The organism is Halomonas sp. I5-271120 (assembly GCF_030553075.1).
Taxonomy (GTDB): Bacteria; Pseudomonadota; Gammaproteobacteria; order Pseudomonadales; family Halomonadaceae; genus Onishia; species Onishia taeanensis_A.
The window spans coordinates 2701185-2719753 of record NZ_CP130701.1 but is presented as its reverse complement, the minus strand read 5'-3'; the positions used below and the strand labels follow the sequence as shown (position 1 = coordinate 2719753).

Genomic DNA, 18569 nt, shown 5'->3' with positions numbered 1-18569 from the left:
CCCGCGCCTAGCGGCCGCTGCGCAGGTAGTAACGCCCATTTTTTTGCTATCGGCTTTATGTAACAAACCTTTAAGGCTGCTAAAGATCAGGTAACTCGAGTCTCTCTACACGTACTCGACACACCCTCGACGCGCACTAGTAGGGAAGAGCACGCTGACAGCAAACGGCCAGCACGCGTGCTTTTCATGGCGGCACCATCATGAAAAGCTGTCTAAAGCGCGATTAGTCAATAGAGCTCCCAGCGGATCACGACTCTTACTGGCCCGCCCCCCCTATGCTCGTCAGCGACTCAAAACGCCCTTCGCCAGAAAAGCTCAGGCGAAAATGGCCCTCCACGCCGTGCTTGCCCACGACCCTGTTCAGCGCGCTTGCCGGGAACGCTACACGACGCCCATCCAGGGCCCTTGCATAGACCTGCTGCACCTGGCCCTGGTAGTACCCCAGGCATTGTTCACGACTCAGGCTCAGCCAGATATCGACACACGGCACCGCGGACTCCTTTTTTACGTTAATTCACTGCCCGCCCTCTTGGCTTGCGATGGCCGCGCCATAAGGAAATACTGATGACACCACTTTACCGGCCAAGCGCCGTTAACGCCGAACAACCTTACCTCGATCACAGGTGATGCCATGCAAGTCGCGCCCATCACAGCCTTCAGCCCACGATCCAGCGCCCTGCCGAGCGTGTAGATGCCGCAGCGGCATCCAGAGGCACCAGTGACAAATCATCCGCCCACCAGGAAGCTCAACACGCCGCACAAGCTTAAAATGCCCAGTCCACCTCCAAGATACAGCCAACTCGACAGGCGGGCGCCCCCGAGTCAGGCCAAAAGACAGATGATAAGCCTACCAACAAGCCAGATACCTCAGAGCACACCAAGGCCCCGCATAATAAGACCAACCAAGAGGCATTAACCGAGGCCGAGCTACAACAACTCGACAGGCTCAAGCAGACCGACCGCGAGGTGCGTCAGCACGAGCATGCCCATCAAAGCACAGGCGGCAAGTTCGCCGGCAGCATCGAATATGAATATGAGCGCGGCCCCGACGGCCAGCAGTATGCCGTGGCCGGCGAGGTGTCGATCGATTCAAGCCCCGTGCCCGGCGACCCCGCCGCCACCATCGCCAAAATGGAACAGATCCGCGCCGCGGCCAATGCCCCCGCAGAGCCCTCGGCGCAGGATCGCAAGGTCGCCGCTCAGGCCAGCCAGCACCTGATGGCCGCGCGGCTGGAGCTCGCGATGCAGCAAAGCGAAATGGATGATGCGCGCGGGGCTGCCAACGACGCTCGTAATGAAAACGAAAGCGAAAACCAAAGCGAAAACCACAACGAGTCCCCGCGAACGGCCATCTCTGCTGCCCGCGACGTGAACTCTCATCCCTCAGCCTGAGCCTTTATCAAAAAATCTGCATCAAGCCCTAAAGCTTTTTCGACACCTTCCGATAACTAAGGTAACGGCCAACGGCGCCGTTGTGGCAGGCCCGGCGTGACTCGCTCAGCCGACACCGCGGCCAGCCAATGGAGCCCTCAAAAACAGGAAGGACATCACCATGTCAATGGGAATCAACACCAACATCACCTCGATGATTGGTCAGCAGAACCTCAGCGAATCCAAGAGCGCCCTGACTACCTCCATGGAGCGCCTGTCTTCCGGCCTGCGCATCAACAGCGCCAAGGACGACGCCGCCGGTCAGGCCATCGCCAACCGCATGTCGAGTCAGATCACCGGCCTCGGTCAGGCGCAGCGCAACGCCAACGACGGCATCTCCGTCGCCCAGACTGCTGAGGGTGCTCTCAATCAGGTGAACGACAACCTGCAGCGTGTGCGCGAGCTGAGCGTACAGGCACAGAACGGCACCAACTCTCAAAAAGACTTGGACTCCATCCAGGCTGAAATCGGTCAACGTCTGGGAGAGATCAACCGCATCTCTCAACAAACCGATTTTAACGGTGTGAAGGTACTTTCAGAGGACCAAGCTCTCAGCATCCAAGTCGGGGCAAATGACGGCGAGCAGATCTCCGTTAACTTAGAAGAAATCACCTCTTCAACCTTGGGCTTGAGTACTTTTAGCGTTTCCGGGCCAGATGTTGCCGGAGGCTTTACAGCTCAGACTGGCGGCCCTACTGCAGCCATGAAAGAGGCATATGGTGATACTACGGCAGTAACTACATCTACTATCAATGACTTCTCAGCTAACCTGCAAACTTCCTTGGGCTTGAGCGGAAATGCTAGTGTTACTATTGCTGATACGTCTACTGGCAACGCCCAAGTAGACAGTAAAGGCAACTGGTATGCCGAGGTCTCAGTTACACTTACAAATGACGCTGCAGGTCAAGCCGCTTCAGAGAGCCTGGCTAGCAAAGGACTTGATGTTGCTGCCGACGGCGCTGCTAAGACTTTTTATGTGGCACTAGATCCGCAAGATGCAGATACTACTTCAACAGCAGGAACTGCAGCATTTACAGTTGATGGTACTTCATTGAGTGCCGCTAGTCTTCAGAATGGAAGCACTGCTGATCCACTGTCGACCCTGGATGATGCACTTAGCAAGGTCGACACGCTGCGTTCAGATCTTGGTGCTGTCCAAAACCGCTTCGAGTCTGCCATTACCAACCTTCAGACCAACGAGACCAACCTTTCCGACGCTCGTTCGCGCATCGAAGATGCCGACTATGCGACCGAAGTGGCCGACATGACCAAGAACCAGATCCTGCAGCAGGCCGGTACTTCCGTGCTGGCCCAGGCCAACCAGCTGCCACAGGGCGTGCTGTCTCTGCTGGGTTAAACCGCAAGGTTGCACCATAAAGCGTGATACCGAACAGGCCTCCAGTTGGAGGCCTGTTTTTTTAAGGGGCCAACTTAATGGATCAACCGAATACAAGGATTCCGGCACGGGAGATCATTGACGATATCCTGCCCAAGCTGGCTTCCATCCAGAGCTTCGTTGATCACAACTTGTCGGCAAGTATTCAGCGGCAAGAGAGTGTCGAAGAGCGAAAGCGGGAGGAAAACCTGAAAGCCGAACTGGATACGGAACTTCTCATCATTCGCATGAATATCGAACACCTCACCAAGCGACATGAGGCGACCCTTTCTCGGCTTGGAGTCAGCCGACAATCTTGCGGGCCTGAAGTTGATATCGACAAGAGTGAAGCGGCAGCGATCGAGCACTTGAAGCGACTGCACCAACGAATTCGCACTCTATACGCCAACTCATAGCGCCATCACGCAACTCTAAATAAGTGGACGCGCCATGCCAGATGAAAAGCCGGAAACAATACCCGCCCCCATGCAGGAAAACGATTATCAGCGAGTAATTCGTGAGCTTGATCAGCTTATCCAGGATACCAAGCAACTAATCGAGCGTTTCGACAGCACCGGCATGAATGGAGAAATGCAAGAAGACTATAACAAACTGCTGGCCATCTATGATCAGGCGATAAAAGATCAAGCCTGTTACACACGAGCGATGCTCAAAGAATAAGCCTGCTGGCTGCTGGGTACAGCAGTTTTATGACGCTGCGGTTCAAACATTACCTTCAGTGCTGCCCCCTCCCTTATCTTCTCACCTCTCTCTCCACTCACTTCCACCCACTCTCCCCGGGCCATGCCGCACCCAACTTCAACAGGCTACAAATGCACAATCACCTCCACCCGCCGGTTCGCTGACCGCCCTTCTGGCGTATCGTTGCTTTCCAGCGGCCGTGTATCGCCGTAGCCAATCGCTCTTAGCCGCTGACCGTCGACGCCGGCCACCTGAAGTTGGCGAAGAATCGCGGTGGCACGTGCTGCAGACAGCTCCCAGTTGGATGGGAAGCGATCGGTGTTGATGTCACGGCTATCGGTATGGCCCTCCACCGAAACGGTGCCGTCGTAGCGCTGAATGATGCTCACCAGCCGGTTGACGACGTCTTCCCCGATCTCGGTCAGGTCCGCGGCGGCAGACTCAAAGACCAGCCGGTCCTGGATGCGCAGATTGAGGCCTTCAGCGACCCTTGCGACCTCCACGCCCTCCAGGCTTGGCAGCACCGTGGCGTCGGCGAGCTGTGATTCGATGGCATCGCTAAGATCTGTCGCGGCCGCTACCGCCTCTGGAGATAAGCGAACGGTATTGGCAGGTGCGGCGGGCGTAACGACGACTTCCATATCGCCAAGCGCCGCTAGATTGAGACGCTGGTCGAGCATAACAGTGGGCATAGAAGCAAATCCTGCGCCCCCACCAGACGACGGACGAAGTGCCAGGGCACCAGACGGATCAAGCTGCTTTACCGGCGCTGGCAGGTGTTCCGCCAGGGCCAAGGGCTCGCGAGTAATGGCTTGTCTTTCAGACTGAGAACGGGATGAGGCTGTCATTCCCTCCAACGCCGCCTGCTGCCAGGCCTGGATGGCACCGGCCAGCATCACCGCTCCCTTCGTCTGGACGCGTAGCGCCTCATCAGGAACGAACACAGGCGCTCCATTACCGACACCCAGCGCCACAACAATAGCCCCCGGCGATACCTGTTCTGCAAGCGGTCCACCCGACAGTTGCTCATTTGGCTCGTCTGCGTCATTTGCGGCGGCGACCGCCAATAGCAGGGCAAACAGGGCAACCAGCAGCGTCATCACATCGATATAGCTGAGCATCCATACGCTGCTGCTGTCCTCAGGGACGGCATCGTCGAGAATATCGTGTTTGCTGGTTCGCCCATGTTTTGCCTCACGCATTATTACGGGCCTTACGCATCATCTTGGGCAACCGCCGGCGTGGCTTTCCGCTGGCCGCTTGAGCATCTGCGGCGTTATTGGGTTCGTCACCCAGCTCATCACGAAGCTCGTCGCGATGATTGGCCATCAACGACTTGAGGGTCTCTTCGATGAACGACGGCAAACGCCGACGCGACATTAGCGATACGCCTTCGAGGATCATATTCATGGCGATCAAGCGCTCTTCGGTGCGTCGTTCGAGTTTCACGGCGATCGGCTTGAAAATCAGGTTCGCCAACACGATCCCGTAAAAGGTCGTCAGCAGGGCCACGGCCATGCGCTCACCAATAATGCCGATCTGTGCGGCGTCCATGCCCTCCAGCATATTGACCAGCCCGACCAGGGTGCCAATCATGCCAAAGGCCGGCGCATAGAGGGCCATGGTGCGAAATATCTGTGCTTCGGCCCGCTCACGGGCTTTTAGACGGGCAATTCGCCAGCTCAGCAAATCAATGATTTCTTCTTCACGGGTATTGTCGATGACCAACTGAATGCCGGTGCGCATGAAAGGATTGCGTAAGGTGTCCAGCCTTTTTTCGACCCCTCGCACGTCGCCCGAAAACCATAGCTTTGCCAGGCCCACCAACTCCTGCAGGTCTTCTTCGACACGGCTGTTCTCGCGACGAAATACCAGACCAACCAAGCGAACCACCCGCACCACTTCACGCAAGGGATAGCTGATAAAAGTGGCGGCAAGAGTGCCGGTCAGCACGATAGCAAGCCCGGGGAGGTTGATGAAGCTAGACGGCGCCTGGGCGCTCAGCAATAGCACACTGGCCAGCATCATCAAGCTGGCCGCAATACCAATCAGTGTGGAGGGGTTCATGTTCTGGATATCCGCCTGGGTCGCTGATAAGGAAAAGTAAAAACCGGTAGGTCGCTTCAGGGGTCGTATTCATCACCAAGGTGAAAGCAATATCTCGCTAAAGTTTCCATCTCCCCCGTCGATAACGAACTGCAGGGGATCAACGTCTGCACATGAAGGGAAAAGGCCATGACGTCACCGATCAATGAAACAGGCGCTATGAACGCAATGCCGGGGTTAAATGAACTCACTCCACGTCAGCGCATGGACAGTGCTCTCGCTCAACTGCCGCCAGCAGACGAATCGGGCGCCGATGGGCTTGGTGCCTCCACCGCAAGTGCTGCAACCGGCACTGGATCACCGGGTGCAGGGGAGCTGGTTGCCCCTCTTCAACGCATCAACGAGGTCATGCGCAGCTACGGGATCGAGTTCACCCTCGATGAACACCCGACTCGCGTGGTGACGCGCATTGTCGATCGTGCCAGCGGTGACGTAATTCGCCAGATCCCGTCAGAAGAAGTGCTGCGAATTGCACAACAGCTGGACGAGCTGCAGGGACGCCTGATCAGCCTCGAAGTTTGATCCGGCTATATGAATACCAAGCCGTTTAAGCTTATGAACCTTGCTTCTGGCCGCCGCTTCTTAGCGCCTTACCTTAGCGCCTTGCTGCTCTCGTCGGCATGCCAAGCAATGCCGCGCCAAGCGATGCCGGAATTGAAAAAAGCAACCTTGAGCAAATCAGGGAAGCCAATCCGCAGGACTCGTACCCACGCCGCAAACGTCATACCCACGGCTTAGCCGCAAGAAATGTTGTCAGGCCTGCCTAGACCTGCATGTTCATCACGTCCTTGTAGGCGGTGACGAGGCGGTTGCGGACCTGCACCCCCATTTCGAATGCCACACTGGCTTTCTGCATGTCGACCATCACGTCATTCAGCGCAACGTCGCTGTCACCTGACAGGAATGCGGTGCGCTGGCTGGCAGCCGTCTGTTGCATCTCATTGATGCGCTGTAGCGATGAGCTGAGCTCGTCGGCAAAGCCGCCCTGCCCAACCGACGTGGACACGGACTGCCCCTTGAGCTGCTCGCCGCTAGCCTGAGCGGAAAGGCTCTGCATCTGTTGGAGCGCCGACTGAATCGAAGGGGAACTCATGGACGTAGCCTCGTCTTGGTAGTAGTGCATGAAGACTAGCAGGAACACGCCGCTGCCCATTCAGCCAATTGGCGACAAAACCGCAGGCTTTTCTGACCTTTGTCGTTGCTGCAGCTGGGGATAATAGCGTTCATCACAGTACTGACAAAATTGTGCTGGCAGACACAGTACTGACCGAAACAGTACTGATAGAAGTAGCACAGCCAGAACTAGTACCGCCCGACTCGGGACGGACACCCGCGATGAACGGATGTTGACATGTCTTCTGCCCACACCTTTGAGCACATCACGACACGCACTGCCGATCGCTGCCGGAGGCTTTCATGAGCAACGGGGCCACGGCCACCGATTCCGCACGCCAGGGCAATGCGTCCTCTGCCAACGCACAGCGCGGCACGGCACAGCCAGCTTTCGACCGAATCAAGGATCAGTTGAAGCGCAACCCCATGGTGCCATTGTTGATCGCACTGGCTGCGGTGATCGCGGTAGTGATCGCCCTGCTGATGTGGGCTCAATCACCGGACTACCGTGTGCTTTATAGCAATTTGAGCGAAGCAGACGGCGGCCGCATCATCAACGAACTCGATACTCGTCAGGTGCCCTATCAGTTTGCTGCTGGCGGCAGTGCCCTGCTGGTGCCGAGTGACAAAGTGAATACGCTGCGCCTACAACTGGCCGAGCAAGGACTTCCCCGGGGCGGCAATGTCGGCCTCGAGATCATGGACGATCAGGCCTTCGGCATCAGTCAATTTGCCGAACAGGTCAACTTCCAGCGGGGGCTGGAAGGCGAACTCGCAAGCTCAATGGAGGCGCTGGGCCCTGTGTCCAAGGCCCGGATTCATTTAGCGATGGCTCAGCCGTCAGTATTTGTCCGCGACGAGAAACCGGCCAAAGCGTCGGTAGTTCTGACCCTGCAACCCGGCAGAGTCTTGGGTGAGGGGCAGATCAACGCCATTACCCACATGGTTTCCAGCAGCGTGCCGGACCTGGCCTTAGAGAATGTCACCGTTGTCGATCAGAACGGCCGCCTGCTGTCACAATCGGGCGGGGCCAATAGCGGTCTCAACGGTACACAGCTGGACTATGTTGCTGAGGTAGAAAACTCTTACCAGCGGCGCATAGAAAACATTCTCAAGCCCATTCTGGGTGATCAGAACATCCATGCCCAGGTGACGGCACAGGTCGATTTTTCACGTCGTGAAGAAACGGCTGAGCGCTATGGTCCCAATCAGGCCCCGAACGAAGCCGCCATCAGGAGCACACAGGTCAGTGGCACCTATTCCGGTGGCAACGAACTAGCCCAAGGGGTGCCTGGGGCTCTCACCAATACGCCACCAGGCGCCGCGGCCTCGCCGATCGATCAAGCCAACGCGGATGCTGGTACTGGCGGTAACAATGATGCCAATGGTAACGGTGCGAACGATGGCGGCGAACCACCAAGTCGCTTGAGTCAAGACAACGTCATCAATTACGAAGTCGATCGTAACGTGACCCATGTCCAGTACCAGCGTGGTGATATCGAACGTCTCACCGCCGCGGTAGTGGTCAACTACCGTGAAGAGATGAATGACGAAGGCCAGATGGAAATGGTCGCGCTGGACGATGCTGAGATCGCCCAGATAGAGCGCCTGGTACGACAGGCCATGGGCTTTTCGGAAGGCCGTGGCGACGCCATCGAAATCGTCAACAGCCCGTTCACTGGCCAGAATGACAAGGCTGTCGAACTGGCGTGGTGGCAACAGTCAGACATCCAGCAAATGGCCTTCAAGCTGGGACGCTACCTGCTGGTGGGGCTTGCCATCCTGCTGCTGTATCTATTGATCCTGCGCCCGCTGATCAAGCGCTATACAGAGCAGCCAAGCCTGCCTGGCGCCGGCCAAATCAATAGCTCCGGCCAGACCATCAGTACCTCGGTCGGGCAGGACGGTGATGAGAGTGGCGCCGACAGTATCGCAGGCGGAGACGAAGGGCCGGCAGAAACCTATTCAGCGCCCAGACGACCGCGCAAGTCAGCGACGTACGAACAAAACCTTCAAGATCTTCGTGAAATGGCGCAGGAAGATCCCCGCATGGTCGCGATGATCGCACGCAGCTGGATGAACAAAGATGAGTAAAGACGCGAGCACACTCAGTGGCGCCCGTAAGAGCGCCATCCTCATGTTGTCACTCGATGAAGACAGTGCCGCCGAGGTATTCAAGTTTTACTCGGCGCAAGAGGTCCAGAATATCAGTCAGCAGATGGCTGAACTCGGCCAGATCTCACATGAAGATATGCGCGTCGTGCTCAATGAGTTCCGTAGGGAGATTGACGAATATGCCTCTATCAACGTCAACTCCAGCGATCATATCCGTTCCGTCCTGACCAAGGCGCTGGGCAGTGAGCGCGCGACCAGCCTGATCGAGGATGTGCTTGAGTCCAAGGGCGCGAGTTCCGGCATAGATGCTCTGAATCTGATGGAAGCGTCATTGGTTTGCGAAATGATTCGCGACGAGCATCCCCAGATCATTGCCACCATCCTTGTGCACCTTGAGCGCAACCAAGCCGCCGATATTCTGGAGCTTCTCGATGACAAGCTGCGCAATGACGTGGTCCTGCGCATCGCCACCTTCAGCGGCGTTCAGCCGGCGGCGCTGCAGGAGCTGACAGAAGTGCTTGGCAATATGCTGGACGGCCAGAACCTTAAGCGCAGCAAGATGGGCGGCGTGAGAACGGCAGCCGAAATCCTCAACCTGATGAACTCCAGCCAGGAAGAGACCGTTATCGAGACCGTGCGGGCTCACAGCGAGGACCTTGCTCAGCGCATCATCGACGAAATGTTCCTGTTCGAGAACCTGGAAGATATCGACGACCGCGGCATTCAGATGCTCCTCAAGGAGATCGAGACCAACTCGCTGGTTGTGGCACTGAAGGGTGCGCCAGACACCCTGATGGAGAAGTTCATGCGCAACATGTCGCAGCGAGCGGCCCAGCTGCTGCGTGAAGACATGGAAGCTCGTGGCCCGATTCGCCTGTCCCAGGTAGAAGCCGAACAGAAGTCCATTCTGCAAGTCGTCAGGCGCCTTGCCGATAACGGCGAAGTGGTACTGAGTGGAGGAGACGACAGCTATGTCTGATCCTGACGGTCGCTGGAATGATCAATGGCGCCCCTGGCAAATGGATGAGCTCAAGGAGCGTGCACGCAGCGCTCCTGCTGCACGCCCTGCCGATCTCGAGCGCCAATCAAGAATCCGGCGTCGTGCTCAGGAACATCAGGCAGCTCTTGAGGCCGAGCGGCAGCGAGTACATGACGAGGCACGCGAACAAGGCTACCAAGAGGGCTTCGAGACAGGGCACAAGGAAGGGCATGAAGCGGGGCTGAAACAAGGCCGCCAAAAAGGCGAAGAGGAATTACGCCAGAAGACGCAAGAAACCATTGCCCCTCTCCAACCACTGGCCTCTCGCTTTGGCGAAGCCATTGCACAACTCGATGACGAGATCGCCGATGCACTGGTTAACTTGGCCATTGCGACGGGACGCCAACTAGCGGGGGATGCCTTGAAGGCCAGCCCCGAGCAGATTCTGGACATCGTGCGTGAACTGATTCATGTCGAACCGGCCCTGTCCGGCAAGCCAAGACTCTGGCTGCATCCAGAGGACATGGCCATCGTGCAAGAACAGCTTGGCATCGAGATCGAAAGTGCAGGCTGGCAGCTACAGCCAGACGATCAGCTCAGCCGTGGCGGATGTAGGGTCACGAGTCAGAGCGGCGAACTGGATGCCAGCTGGGAGTCACGCTTCGAGGCCATCTCTGACCAGATACGCCAGCGGTTACCTACTCACTCAGCCCTTCATCAGCAGCAGGAGCAAGATCAGGAGACGGAAGCATGAATGCCGCCGAGCGCGCGACCACGCACCAGGCCCACTGGCGAGAAACTCTCGACCGGGTAATGGCGCGCGTCGAGGCATTGCCCAGCTACCGGGCCAGCGGCCGAATCATTCGCGCCACGGGGCTGGTGCTTGAAGCCGTAGGGCTTCGCGTGCCATTGGGCAGCGCCTGTCGTATCGAGCTGAGCGCGGATAGCACCCATGCTAAGGCGCGCTACGCCGAAGCCGAAGTAGTGGGCTTTTCTGGTGAAAAACTGTTCCTGATGCCACTCGCGGAGATAAGCGGCCTGACGCCAGGCGCCCGCGTGCTGCCTCTCGGTGATGGTGGAGTACAAACTGCCCGGCGCTTCCCGCTGGGAACAGCCTTGCTCGGACGAGTCGTCGATGGCAACGGTAAGCCTCTAGACGGTGAGAGGTCATTACAGGACGCTCCCCATGCGCCACTGGCAACGCCGCCGCTGAACCCGCTTTCACGTGCGCCTATTGATACACAGATCGATGTTGGCATTCGCGCCATCAATTCGCTGCTAAGCGTTGGTCGCGGTCAGCGTATGGGCCTTTTTGCCGGTTCAGGCGTCGGTAAGTCGGTGCTGCTGGGCATGATGGCCCGATACACCAAAGCCGACGTGATAGTCGTTGGGCTGATTGGCGAACGTGGGCGAGAGGTGCAGGACTTCATCGACAACATCCTCGGTGACGAAGGTCGCAAGCGATCCGTAGTAGTGGCGGCGCCTGCCGATACCTCTCCTTTGCAACGCCTGCAGGGTGCCTCCTATGCCACTCGCCTAGCAGAAGGCTTTCGCGACGAAGGCAAGAACGTGCTGCTGATCATGGACTCGCTGACGCGCTATGCCATGGCACAGCGTGAGATTGCCTTGGCGATCGGTGAGCCGCCCGCGACCAAAGGCTACCCCGCCTCGGTATTCGCCAAACTGCCTGGGCTGGTCGAGCGTGCAGGCAATGGCGAAAAAGGCGGCGGATCAATCACTGCCTTCTATACGGTTTTGACCGAAGGTGATGATCAACAGGACCCTATCGCCGATTCGGCGCGCGCGATTCTGGATGGCCATATCGTGCTGTCGCGCACTTTGGCCGAATCGGGCCACTATCCCGCTATCGACATCGAAGCCTCGATCAGCCGCGCGATGGGGTCCATCACGGATCAAGCACAGCAACAGCAGGCGCGCCTTTTCAAGCAGCATTTTTCGCGCTATCAGCGCAACCGCGACCTGATCAGCGTTGGCGCCTACAGCCCCGGTCATGATCCGCAGCTTGATCAGGCCGTCCAGCTATTCCCGCGCCTGGAATACTTCCTGCAGCAGCAGATTGAAGAACGGGCCGACGTGGCAGAGGCCAAGCAGTCCTTATCGGCTATCGTTGGAGGTGGAAAATGAGTGCATCTTTACCGCTCGATACCCTGACAGAACTGGCCAGAGAGGCCAGGGATACTGCCGGCCAGACGCTGGCCAACGAACGGCGCTCCCAGCAGCAGGCCTCGACGCAATTGGACACGCTGCGCCGCTACCGACTTGAGTACGCCACACGACTGCAGGATGCCATGCATAAAGGCATAGACCCTGCGACTCTGCACAACTATCAACAGTTCCTAGCCTCCCTGGATGCAGCCGTAGACCGAGCTCGCGCAGCGCTTGAGGATCATTCGCAACGTGTCGAAGGCTGCCAGCAGCATTGGCGGGAAGAGCAAAAGCGCTTGACGTCCTACGATACCTTGGCGAATCGCCGCCAGGAAAAGGCGCGCCATCTCGAGCAACGCCAGGAACAACGCCACAACGATGAAATGAGCAGCAATAGCCTGCTGCGTCGCACACCCGATGATCGGGGCCTCTAGGAGATCATATGGATATCATAGACGTAATGTCAGCCCCTTCATCCTCGAGCAAAGCCACAGGACGGCAGGCGAGCGGTGCACAGCAAGGCGCCACTCAGGACTTTGGGGCATTACTGTCTCAACGCCAGACCCACGGCGACGGCAAACAAGCCGGTTCCTCGACCCAAACCTTGTCGACGTCTCAAGACGCATCGCTAGCGAGCCTGGAGCAGGCGGTTTCGGCGCTAAGCCCAGAGCAGCAAAGTGCCTTGAAGGAGCAACTTCAGCAGGATCCTGCCGCCCTGGAGGCACTCACCTCTTCACAACAAGAGGCACTCACCGCCCTTCTCGATGGCGAGGCTCTGGGCGACAAAGCCTACCAGGACCTGAGCGACGCCCTGTCAGCACTTGAGTCATTGCCCAAGAATGCCCAGCAGCGCTTGGCTTCAGGCCTAGATGGCTCGCAGACCTGGGTGGGAGACGTCGACACGGGTGCAGCCGACTCATCCATAGCGAGCGGCACCTCACCTGATGCTACGCCGAGCACCGAGATCAAGGATGGCCCCCTTGGCCTGGCCATGATTGCCGCTCGAATGAATCTCATCGACCAGGTTGGCAGTTCCGCAGCCGCCGCCAGCAATGGCGACAAATTAGCGCTGGCAGGCCAGGCCGCGGCGAATGGCGACGGCCGTCGAGACCAGGCAACTCTCAGTCAGACTGCACTCAATACAGATTGGCTGAACCGCAACGCAGTGGCCCAGGCAGTCAGTGATTCTTCTGCGGCAGCAACCAACCGTCAAAGCATGGCAGGAACCGTCTTCTCGGATAGCGCGGCAGCCGCGCTGATGGCAGATGGAAGCGATGCTCGCAGCGCAGCCTTCTCTTCATCGTCCGCTAGCTCGGATATGCTGGCCCTCTCAGCGGGTGACCGTCTTACCGGCATGGCCGGAACAGCGTCCAGCCCAGCATCTGTCGCTGCATCTGCTCAGGCTCAGGCCGGCAGCGGGGCATTGACCGCCCCGGTCGCTAGCCAACAATGGCAGCAACAATTGGGACAGCAACTGCTTGGCATGACCCAGCGCGGCGATCAGCAGATGGAGTTGAAGCTGCATCCCGCCGACCTGGGGCCACTATCCGTCAGCCTCAAGGTAGCGGAACATGGTGGTGCACAAGCACAGTTCCTGTCCGCTCATTCCCAGGTTCGCAACGCGCTTGAGCAAGCCATGCCTCAATTGAGGGAAGCACTGGCCCAGCAGGGCATCACTCTTGGCGACACTTCCGTCGGACACCAAGCGTCCGGCCAGCAGCCTCAGGAACAGGGCCTTGCGGGTCGTCAGTCACAGGGACCCGGCAGCATCGGGGATACTGATGAAAGTGTGGTGGACCCGCGCTCAATGCTTAGCTCAACGGCCACCACCCAACTGGATGGGCGCGTGGATCTGTATGCCTGACTGGCACTGACGGAAACATTCTCCTCCGTCACCTGTTCCACATGGTCACATCTCCACCACCTGGCAGATGAGTTAGTGGTGACAAAATCGTGAGATGAGTGCTTTACGGTGGCCTATTCGCGCCACCGTTTTACCCTAATAGCCTGCATACTCGCTCCCCAAAGGGCATGAATTACGACAATGGCGGAATAAATGGCAAAATCTTCGACCTCCTCAGGAAAAAAATGGCTTTTGGTCGTGTTGCTGATGGTTTTCGTGTCATCCGCGACGGCAGCGGGTGTCTATCTTTTGATGGATACTGGTAGCCAGGCACAGGCCGCCGACAATACCGAGCCTGAACCCATTACGGCTCCCGACCCCATTTTCGTCAAGATTGACCCCTTTACTGTCAACATCAGTGGCGGCGACTACGGCAATCGTTTCCTGTATATAGGCCTGACTCTGCAGGTCGACGACGAGACAACACGCGACCTGCTAGTGAACCACATGCCTCAGGTACGCAGTCGAATGCTGATGCTATTTGCCGATCAAAGCGTCGAGGAGTTGACCTCTCCAGACGGGAAAACCCGTCTTTCGGATCAAGTCATGAGCCTGTTCGATACCCCCTTGACCGAGCCACAACCCGAGCTGGCGATCAGTGATGTGCTGTTCACCGATTTTATTGTGCAATAACTCATAGTGCCCAAGCGCCATGTCTCAAGATGATCTGCTATCGCAGGAAGAAATCGACGCCCTGCTCAAGGGCGTAAGCGGCGAAGAGGACAGTTCCTCTGACGCCGCTGGCAATGAATCGCGGGTAAAACCCTTCGACCCGGCCAACCAGCACCGGGTGATCCGTGAGCGCTTGCATGCCCTGGATATCATCAACGAACGCTTTGCGCGGCACTTCCGCATGAGCCTCTTCAACCTGATCAGACGCAGTGCCGACATTACTGTCGACTCCGTGCGCTACCAGAGCTACAGCGATTTCACGCGCAACGTACCCGTCCCGACCAACATCAACATGATCACCATGAAGCCATTGCGCGGCTCGGCGTTGGTGGTGTTTCCACCCAGTCTGGTGTTCATGGTCGTGGACAACCTGTTCGGCGGTGACGGTCGCTTCGTGACCAAATCCGAGGGGCGTGAGTTCACCAACACCGAACAGCGCATCATTCAGCGGATTCTCAACCTGGCCATTGAAGCCTATCAGGAGGCTTGGCGATCAGTATATCCGCTTGAAATCAGCTATATGCGCTCCGAGATTCAGGCGAAGTTTGCCAATATCACCAACTCTCCTAACGAGATCGTGGTCAACACCACTTTTCATCTTGAGGTGGGTAATCTGGCGAGTGACTTCCAGATTTGTATGCCCTATTCGATGATCGAACCGCTCAGGGATATTCTGACTAATCCGCAAAACGATAGCTTCGGTAGCGGTGACAAGACTTGGACCAAGCGGATGGCAGGTGAGATCCGCCACTCCGAAGTCGAGTTGGTTGCCGAATTTGTCGATATCCCCGCCCGCATTTCTCGCGTAATGAGCCTGCAAGTTGGCGATGTGCTGCCAATCGAGCTTCCCCAGACCGTGGGCGCCAGCGTCGATGGTGTTCCGGTCATGGAGTGCGAGTACGGCAGTCAGAAGGAACAACGAGCTCTGCGTGTGCTGCGCATGATCGATCACGCCTCAATGTCCGGCAACACCCCGGATACCTTCATCAAGGGATCCGAGACATCCAAGGAAAGTAACGATGAGTGACCCGAACAAACCCGATCAGAACTCTATCCCCGATGATTGGGCCGACGCCATGGCCGAGCAAGAAGATGCCACTGCTTCGGGTAACGAACAGTCGGCCGAAGATGATCCATGGGCAGCAGCACTCGCAGAACAGGGCGATGCCGAGGCGAGTGACCAGGGTGATGCCAAAGGTCGTGAAGTGGGAGAAGAAGCAGGCGAAAGTAAAGAGGCGACCTCGGCAGGTAGCCAAGTCTTTCGCCAGCTAGGTGATGGAGCCGACAGTGGTACGGCTCGCGATCTTGATATGATCATGGACATCCCGGTCAAACTGAGCGTGGAGCTTGGCCGCACCAAGATCACCATCAAACAGTTGCTCGAGCTTGCGCAGGGCTCCGTGATCGAACTGGATGGTCTCGCCGGCGAACCGATGGATATCCTGATCAACGGTTACCTGATCGCTCAGGGCGAGGTCGTGGTAGTCGACGACAAATATGGTATTCGTATCACGGAGATCATCACGCCTTCGGAGCGGGTACAGAAACTGAATCGATGAGTCTGTCAGCCTCCACCACCGGCTCCGCTGCCGATATGTCGTCGGCTGGGATCGATACCCTTGCCACCGGCAGCGATAGCCTGATCGGGCTCGCGGTTATCGGTAAGGTAGGGCTGGTCCTAGCCCTTATGATCGGTGTAATCCTGCTTGGAAGCCGCCTGATACGCCGGATAGGTCCCCGCAGTTTGCGTGCTGGCCAACGTATCAAGGTGGTCAGCTCGGCGGCCGTCGGTCAGCGAGAGCGTGTGGTCATCGTCGAGGTTGAAGGCACTTGGTTAGTGCTTGGCGTCGGCGGAGGTCAGGTCAACAAACTGCATGAGCTCACAGCCCCAGCGCTTTCTGATCCTTCTTCATCTCCCTCCTCGGCATCTGAAGATAGCGGTAAAGGGTTCGCCGAACGCTTTGCCACTGCCTTGCGACACAATACCGGCACCATGCTGAAGAACCACCGAGAAAACGGACGGGAAGACTCATGAGCCCACTTTCCGGTTCCAGATTACCCGCCTATGTCTTGACCCTCGGCCTAGTGATCATAGCGCTCGTGGCGATCCTGCTACCCGAGACGGCCTGGGCACAATCGCTTCCCGGCATTGTATCGCGCCCTACTGGGGACGGCGGGCAACAGTGGTCCATCAAGCTGCAGACATTACTGCTTCTCAGCAGCATGGCCTTTCTGCCGGCCGCCTTGCTGATGATGACCTGCTTCACGCGTATCATTATCGTCCTCGGCCTGTTGCGAACCGCCATGGGCACCCAATCTGCCCCGCCCAACCAAGTATTGCTCGGCCTTGCCCTTTTTCTGACATTCTTCGTCATGTCGCCGGTGCTCAACGATATTTATCAGACCGCTTGGGTACCCATGGCTAATGATGACATCGCCTTTCCTCGCTTCTTTGAGCTGGCAAGTCAGCCGTTGCGTGAATTCATGATGGGTCAGACCCGCGAGCCTGACCTGGCTCTCTTTGCACGCCTGGCCGACATAGGCCCGATGCAAGGCCCCGAGGATGTGCCGATGCGCGTATTGTTGCCGTCTTTCGTCACCAGTGAATTAAAAACTGCCTTCCAGATTGGCTTCACGCTGTTCATCCCCTTCCTCATCATCGACTTGGTCATCGCCAGCGTGCTGATGGCACTGGGCATGATGATGGTGCCCCCTGCGACAATTTCACTGCCCTTCAAGCTGATGCTGTTCGTTCTGGTCGATGGCTGGCAGCTGTTAATGGGCTCACTAGCGCAGAGCTTTTATTTATGACACCGGCATCAACATCATCGCACCAGGCAAACAGCGCGGGCGATGCGTCTGATGTTTTAACGTCTAAGTTGTAAGGAGCAACGCCCATGAGCCCAGAGATGGTAATGAGCATGGCCTATCAGGGTATGCGCGTGACGCTGTTCATGGCCGCCCCACTGCTGCTGACAGCACTGCTGATTGGTCTGCTGGTCAGTCTCTTTCAAGCCGCCACGCAGATTAACGAAATGACGCTTTCCTTTATCCCAAAGATACTCGGGGTATTTGGCATGCTGGTACTGCTTGGCCCCTGGCTGCTCAAGCTGATTATAGGTTTCACTCGTGAGCTGATTCAAAATATCCCCCTCATGGTCAGCTAGGGCCATGGTCGAGATTACCTTTGATCAACTACATGGCTGGCTAGTCGCCTTCTTGTGGCCTTTCATGCGCCTGTCCGCCTTCGTGATGGCATCACCGCTCTGGGGACATTCCAGCGTCCCCCGTCAGGTAAAAATTGGCCTTACTGCTTTAATCTGTGTGGCCATCACCCCCACCCTTCCCCCCATGCCCAACGCGCCTATCATGTCGTGGGCAGGGCTTGGCATTATCATCGAGCAGGTAGTGATCGGTGCCGCAATGGGCGTGGTCATGCACGTCATCTTTGCCACCGTTCAGGCAGCTGGCGACTTCATTGCACTACAAATGGGGCTAGGCTTCGCCACCTTTTTCTCTCCGGATACCGGCACTAACACCATGATCCTGGCCCGGATACTCTACATGATCACGTTACTTATGTTTCTGGCCATGAACGGCCATTTGGTTGCCCTGGAGATCCTGGTCAATAGCTTTAGTATCTTGCCCATAGGCTCGGGTGTGAATCTTGATGCCTTCGAACTGCTGGCACGCTTCGGTAACACTATCTTCGTATTAGGCTTACAGCTGGCTTTACCTGTCGTCTCAGCCCTACTGATCATCAACCTCTCACTTGGCATTCTCAACCGCTCGGCGCCCCAGCTAACCGTCTTCTCGATCGGTTTTCCCATGTCACTCACAGCCGGCGTTTTCCTGCTGATGGTGCTAATGACCGATCTGGATCGCTATCTGGAGCACTTGTTTGCGATAGGGCTTGGCTTCATGCGTAACCTGCTGACGGCCATGACGCCTCTTGGTTAGCTCCAGCGAAGGTAGCCGTCTTGACAGCCATATCAACGAAAAAGCCC

At 57.2% G+C, this 18569-nt stretch carries 22 protein-coding genes; 18 read left to right on the top strand and 4 right to left on the bottom strand.

From position 1 onward, the window contains the following. Positions 1–256: 256 nt before the first annotated feature. A complete protein-coding gene (locus Q2K57_RS12155) occupies positions 257–424 on the bottom strand; it encodes a DUF2835 family protein (RefSeq protein ID WP_304526691.1) in 168 nt (55 codons plus the stop codon). 365 nt (positions 425–789) lie between these two features. On the opposite strand from Q2K57_RS12155, the gene Q2K57_RS12150 reads away from it, so the two are divergent. From Q2K57_RS12150 to Q2K57_RS12135, 4 genes are all read left to right on the top strand, one after another. Then, positions 790–1392, top strand: a complete 603-nt coding sequence (locus tag Q2K57_RS12150; RefSeq protein ID WP_304526690.1) for a putative metalloprotease CJM1_0395 family protein — start codon at positions 790–792, stop codon at positions 1390–1392. A 160-nt stretch (positions 1393–1552) separates the two neighbouring features. Beyond that, positions 1553–2788 (top strand): FliC/FljB family flagellin, encoded by a 1236-nt coding sequence (locus Q2K57_RS12145; RefSeq protein ID WP_304525223.1) that lies wholly within the window; start codon positions 1553–1555, stop codon positions 2786–2788. Between the two features lie 77 nt (positions 2789–2865). Beyond that, positions 2866–3222 carry a hypothetical protein gene (locus tag Q2K57_RS12140; RefSeq protein ID WP_304525222.1) on the top strand — a complete coding sequence of 119 codons (357 nt, stop codon included), beginning with the start codon at positions 2866–2868 and terminating at the stop codon, positions 3220–3222. Positions 3223–3256: 34 nt separating this feature from the next. After that, positions 3257–3487, top strand: a complete 231-nt coding sequence (locus Q2K57_RS12135) for a hypothetical protein (RefSeq protein WP_304525221.1) — start codon at positions 3257–3259, stop codon at positions 3485–3487. 146 nt (positions 3488–3633) lie between these two features. Here Q2K57_RS12135 and Q2K57_RS12130 read toward each other — a convergent pair whose 3' ends face one another. Beyond that, entirely contained in the window at positions 3634–4629 is a 996-nt protein-coding gene (locus Q2K57_RS12130; protein WP_304525220.1) for an OmpA family protein, read from the bottom strand. 73 nt (positions 4630–4702) lie between these two features. Next, positions 4703–5575 (bottom strand): motility protein A, encoded by an 873-nt coding sequence (locus Q2K57_RS12125; protein ID WP_304525219.1) that lies wholly within the window; start codon positions 5573–5575, stop codon positions 4703–4705. 168 nt (positions 5576–5743) lie between these two features. Between Q2K57_RS12125 and Q2K57_RS12120 the strand changes: the two genes are divergently transcribed. After that, positions 5744–6136, top strand: coding sequence for a flagellar protein FlaG (locus Q2K57_RS12120; protein ID WP_304525218.1), 393 nt, complete (start codon positions 5744–5746; stop codon positions 6134–6136). Between the two features lie 241 nt (positions 6137–6377). On the opposite strand, the gene fliE is transcribed toward Q2K57_RS12120, so the two are convergent. Continuing rightward, positions 6378–6707, bottom strand: coding sequence for a flagellar hook-basal body complex protein FliE (gene fliE, locus Q2K57_RS12115; RefSeq protein ID WP_304525217.1), 330 nt, complete (start codon positions 6705–6707; stop codon positions 6378–6380). A 323-nt stretch (positions 6708–7030) separates the two neighbouring features. Here fliE and fliF point away from each other — a divergent pair, with 323 nt between their 5' ends. From fliF to fliR, 13 genes are all read left to right on the top strand, one after another. Further along, positions 7031–8821 carry a flagellar basal-body MS-ring/collar protein FliF gene (gene fliF / locus Q2K57_RS12110; RefSeq protein ID WP_304525216.1) on the top strand — a complete coding sequence of 597 codons (1791 nt, stop codon included), beginning with the start codon at positions 7031–7033 and terminating at the stop codon, positions 8819–8821. Positions 8822–8864: 43 nt separating this feature from the next. Continuing rightward, positions 8865–9821: a flagellar motor switch protein FliG gene (gene fliG / locus Q2K57_RS12105; protein ID WP_369700263.1), complete on the top strand. Its 957-nt coding sequence runs from the start codon at positions 8865–8867 to the stop codon at positions 9819–9821. Then, a complete protein-coding gene (fliH, locus tag Q2K57_RS12100) occupies positions 9814–10575 on the top strand; it encodes a flagellar assembly protein FliH (RefSeq protein WP_304525214.1) in 762 nt (253 codons plus the stop codon). The genes fliG and fliH overlap by 8 nt, the downstream gene beginning before the upstream one ends. After that, positions 10572–11966: a flagellar protein export ATPase FliI gene (gene fliI / locus Q2K57_RS12095; protein ID WP_304525213.1), complete on the top strand. Its 1395-nt coding sequence runs from the start codon at positions 10572–10574 to the stop codon at positions 11964–11966. Before fliH ends, fliI begins: the two co-directional genes overlap by 4 nt. Continuing rightward, the gene (fliJ, locus tag Q2K57_RS12090; RefSeq protein WP_304525212.1) at positions 11963–12421 is read left to right on the top strand and encodes a flagellar export protein FliJ; all 459 of its coding nucleotides are present in this window, start codon (positions 11963–11965) and stop codon (positions 12419–12421) included. Before fliI ends, fliJ begins: the two co-directional genes overlap by 4 nt. Positions 12422–12429: 8 nt before the next feature. Further along, positions 12430–13851, top strand: a complete 1422-nt coding sequence (locus tag Q2K57_RS12085) for a flagellar hook-length control protein FliK (protein ID WP_304525211.1) — start codon at positions 12430–12432, stop codon at positions 13849–13851. Positions 13852–14043: 192 nt separating this feature from the next. Further along, on the top strand, positions 14044–14523 hold the full coding sequence (gene fliL / locus Q2K57_RS12080) for a flagellar basal body-associated protein FliL (protein ID WP_304525210.1): 480 nt from the start codon (positions 14044–14046) through the stop codon (positions 14521–14523). A 19-nt stretch (positions 14524–14542) separates the two neighbouring features. Then, entirely contained in the window at positions 14543–15589 is a 1047-nt protein-coding gene (gene fliM, locus Q2K57_RS12075; RefSeq protein WP_112053452.1) for a flagellar motor switch protein FliM, read from the top strand. Then, on the top strand, positions 15582–16121 hold the full coding sequence (fliN, locus tag Q2K57_RS12070; protein WP_112053453.1) for a flagellar motor switch protein FliN: 540 nt from the start codon (positions 15582–15584) through the stop codon (positions 16119–16121). Before fliM ends, fliN begins: the two co-directional genes overlap by 8 nt. After that, complete coding sequence (gene fliO, locus Q2K57_RS12065; protein WP_304525209.1) at positions 16118–16597, top strand: flagellar biosynthetic protein FliO; 480 nt, start codon at positions 16118–16120, stop codon at positions 16595–16597. Before fliN ends, fliO begins: the two co-directional genes overlap by 4 nt. Further along, positions 16594–17373 carry a flagellar type III secretion system pore protein FliP gene (gene fliP / locus Q2K57_RS12060; RefSeq protein WP_112053455.1) on the top strand — a complete coding sequence of 260 codons (780 nt, stop codon included), beginning with the start codon at positions 16594–16596 and terminating at the stop codon, positions 17371–17373. Before fliO ends, fliP begins: the two co-directional genes overlap by 4 nt. A gap of 86 nt (positions 17374–17459) precedes the next feature. After that, positions 17460–17729, top strand: a complete 270-nt coding sequence (fliQ, locus tag Q2K57_RS12055) for a flagellar biosynthesis protein FliQ (RefSeq protein WP_092524835.1) — start codon at positions 17460–17462, stop codon at positions 17727–17729. 4 nt (positions 17730–17733) lie between these two features. Further along, positions 17734–18522: a flagellar biosynthetic protein FliR gene (gene fliR, locus Q2K57_RS12050; RefSeq protein ID WP_304525208.1), complete on the top strand. Its 789-nt coding sequence runs from the start codon at positions 17734–17736 to the stop codon at positions 18520–18522. The last annotated feature ends 47 nt before the right edge of the window (positions 18523–18569 follow it).